General features: G+C 73.5%; 2 protein-coding genes. Both read left to right on the top strand.

Features of this window, described 5'->3' with window-relative positions; all coding sequences use genetic code 11:
• The coding region (locus N866_RS17565; protein WP_342668448.1) for a cytochrome P450 at nt 1–1,389 on the top strand (1,389 nt) is incomplete at its 5' end.
• Between the two features lie 661 nt (nt 1,390–2,050).
• Entirely contained in the window at nt 2,051–3,274 is a 1,224-nt protein-coding gene (gene istA, locus N866_RS17560) for an IS21 family transposase (RefSeq protein ID WP_034228996.1), read from the top strand.
• The last annotated feature ends 22 nt before the right edge of the window (nt 3,275–3,296 follow it).

Below are 3,296 nucleotides of genomic sequence, written 5' to 3'. Positions count from 1 at the left end.
CGTCCGCCACGCCCTCGCCGGTGCCGGCCGATGACGGCCCCCTCGGTCGCCGGGACCCGCCGCCTGCCGCACGCCTCCGCCCTCGACACGGCCCGCGTGCTCGGCCGTGTCGTCGTGCCGCTCCTGGCGCGCGGGGTGATCGTCCGACGGCGCGCTGCCGTCGCGATGGCCGAGCGTGCCGACGCCGACGCCCGCGCGGTCGCGCTCCTGCAGGAGCTGCGCCGCACGTACGGCGCCGGACCGCTGCGCCTGCGGCTCCCCCGCCGCATGGTCGTGCTGCTCTCGCCGCAGCACGTGCACCGCGTGCTCGCCGACGGCCCTGAGCCGTTCAGCCCCGCCACCCGCGAGAAGCGCGCCGCGCTGTCCCACTTCGAGCCGGACAACGTCCTCATCTCCTCGGCGGAGGACCGGGCCGAGCGGCGTCCGTTCCACGACGTCGCGCTGGACTCCGGCTCGGCGCTGCACCGCGGCTCGGACGCCGCCGTGGCGACGATCCACGAGGAGCTCGACGGGCTGCTGGAACGGGTGGACGCCACCGGTCGCCTGGAGTGGGACGACTACGCGCGCACCTGGCTGCGCATCGTCCGGCGGGTGACCCTCGGGGACGGGGCCGCCGACGACGAGCAGCTCACCGACGACCTGGTCGCGCTCCGCGCCACCGCGAACTGGGCGTTCCTCCACCCGACGCGCCGTCGGCTGCGGCGACGCTTCCACGAGCGGCTCCAGGGTCACCTGGACCGCGCCGAGCCCGGCAGCCTCGCCTTCTGGGCCGCGCAGGCGCCGACGACGCCGAACACCCGCCCGTCTCAGCAGGTCGCCCAGTGGCTCTTCGCCTTCGACGCCGCGACCTGGGCCGGCTTCCGTGCGCTCGCCCTGCTCGCGACCCACCCGGAGCAGCTCCGGCTCGTCCGCGCGGAGATCGACGCGGTGGACCTCGGCGTGCCTCAGCCGCTGCCCCGGCTGCGGGCCGTCGTCCTCGAGTCCCTGCGTCTGTGGCCGACGACGCCGGCCGTGCTGCGGGAGACGACGGCCCGCACGCAGTGGGAGGAGGGTCCGATGCCCGAGGGGACGAGCATCCTCACCTACGCGCCGTTCTTCCACCGCGACGACGAGAACCTTCCGGAGGCGCACCGGTTCGCCCCCGACCTGTGGGCGCGGCAGCGCACGGAGGACGACTGGCCGTTCGTCCCCTTCTCCGCCGGTCCGGCGCAGTGCCCGGGGCGGAACGTCGTCCTGCACACGGTCAGCCTGGCCCTGGCGCGCCTGCTGCGGGACCGCGACGTCGACCTGCTCGACGGGCGCCTGCGGCACGACGAGGACCTGCCCGGCACCCTCGACATGTTCACGCTGCGGTTCGCGGTCGGGCCACGCGAGACCGCGGCCGCCTGACGGCGCACACCCGTGTGCGGGGTCTCAGAGGGGACTCTGACGGCCGGTGCCGTCACATGTAGACCCCGGTGTGCCGCCGCTCCGTCCCCTTCGTATGCGCCGCTGGACGCCACACAGGACGAGCGGTCATGCCGCACATCGGCATCGCACGTCTGCGGGCCCGGCTACCCGGCGATGCCGAGGAACACCCGCAAACGCGCGCTCGATCCCGACCACCTGGGCTGCGCTCGCCCGACCGGTCCGCGAGCCCAGGCTCGAGCGCCGCACCGGGGGCCCACCTCGGCGACGAGGAGTGAACCGCGCCGGGATGGTCGAGTTCCTGGTCGTCGACGCCTCGGTCCGCAGCAGCAAGACGCGCCGACTACTTCCTGGCCTTCTTGCCTCTCGCGAGGACAACCTGAGTGCGCCCTTACCGCCAGGTCGGCCGCTCCGTGCACCGGAGAAGGAGCGTAGCGACGCCGCCCGCGCCACGGCATGAGCGCGCGTTCTGCGGAGGCGGACGCTTCGTTACGTCGACTTCGGGAACGGCGTGCCTTCTGAGAATCGTTCGGAACAGGAGTGCGGCGACTCCCCGTGCAGCCTTGAGGCTGTCGACGACGCCTGAAAACTGACCCCTGAGCGACGCCCGAAAACGGACCCCCTTCCGGCCACGCTGAGGAGGGTGATGACCGTGGAGGACTGGGCGGAGATCCGCCGGCTGCACCGGGTTGAGGGGATGGCGATCAAGGCGATCGCCCGCCAGCTGGGTGTCTCGAGGAACGCGGTGCGCAGGGCGCTGGCCCGTGATGCCCCGCCGAAGTACGAGCGGGCGCCGAGGGGCTCGATCGTGGACGCGGTAGAGCCACGGGTGCGGGAGCTGTTGCGGGCTCATCCGCGGATGCCGTCGACGGTGATCGCCGAGCGGATCGGGTGGGACCGGTCGCTGACGGTGCTCAAGGACCGGGTCCGTGAGCTGCGCCCGTACTACCTGCCGCCGGACCCGGCCACGCGCACCGCCTATGACCCGGGCCAGCGGGTGCAGTGCGATCTGTGGTTCCCGCCGGCGCAGGTCCCGCTCGGGTCCGGTCAGGCGGGCAGCCCACCGGTGCTGGTGATGGTCTCGGGCTACTCGCGGATGATCTTCGCTCGGATGCTGCCGACCCGGCAGGGCCCGGATCTGATCGCCGGGCACTGGGAGCTGCTGCAGGCGATGGGCGGGGTCCCGGCGCAGCTGGTCTGGGACAACGAGGCCGCGGTCGGGTCCTGGCGGGCCGGCCGGCCCCGGCTGACTGAGGAGTTCGAGGCGTTCCGCGGGACGCTGGGGATCTCGGTGCACCAGTGCCGCCCGCGCGACCCGGAGGCCAAGGGCCTGGTCGAGCGGGCCAACGGCTACCTGGAGACCTCCTTCCTGCCTGGACGCACCTTCACCGGCCCTGGCGACTTCAACACTCAGCTCAGCGACTGGCTGACCCGCGCCAACGCCCGCCATCACCGGACGCTGGGCACCCGCCCGGTCGACCGCTGGGCCGCGGACCTCGCGGCGATGCTGGCCCTGCCGCCGGTCGCCCCACGGACCGGGTGGCAGGCGACGGTGCGTCTGCCGCGGGACCACTACGTCCGCATCGACTCCAACGACTACTCCGTCGATCCGGTCGCGGTCGGGCGCAAGGTGCTGCTCACCGCCGACCTGGAGCAGGTCACCGTCCGTCTGGGGTCCAGGGTCCTTGCCGTCCACGAACGCTGCTGGGCCCGCAACCAGACCATCACCGACCCCGCGCACCGCGCCGCAGCGCTGGCCCTGGCCCACGCAGCTGCCTACCGGCCCCCGACCACGGCGGTCGAGGTCGTCCAGCAGCGTGACCTGGCCGACTACGACACCGCGTTCGGTCTGACGGAGGTGGCCTGATGCCCACCACGACCAAGCCTGC

It is taken from the genome of Actinotalea ferrariae CF5-4 (assembly GCF_000603945.1).
GTDB classification, from domain to species: Bacteria; Actinomycetota; Actinomycetes; order Actinomycetales; family Cellulomonadaceae; genus Actinotalea; species Actinotalea ferrariae.
This window is presented reverse-complemented; position numbering and strand designations above follow the sequence as displayed.